This is a genomic window from Halorubrum sp. SS7, assembly GCF_005435055.1.
In the GTDB taxonomy this organism is placed as follows: Archaea; Halobacteriota; Halobacteria; order Halobacteriales; family Haloferacaceae; genus Halorubrum; species Halorubrum salinarum.
Window position 1 is genome coordinate 1 of record NZ_SGXV01000644.1, and the last position, 232, is coordinate 232.

The 232-nt window shown below is 68.5% G+C and carries 1 protein-coding gene; it reads right to left on the reverse strand.

Features of this window, described 5'->3' with window-relative positions; genetic code table 11:
* Positions 1-232 (reverse strand): acyl-CoA dehydrogenase family protein (locus EXE44_RS19470; protein WP_199241313.1); only part of this gene is annotated, 232 nt, incomplete at both ends.

Genomic DNA, 232 nt, shown 5'->3' on the forward strand with positions numbered 1-232 from the left:
GCCGGGACGTCGGAACCGGCCTCGGCCTCCGAGAGCGCGAACGCGCCGATCTCCTCGCCGGTGTTGAGCGCGGTGAGGTACGCCTCCTTCTGGGTCTCGTCACCGAACTCGTAGAGCATGTTCCCGGCCAGCGACGTGTGTGCCGCGACGACGGTTCCGAGTCCGCCGGAACCTCGGGAGATCTCCTCGAGCCCGATCGCGTAGCTGTGGTAGTCGAGACCGGCGCCCTCGT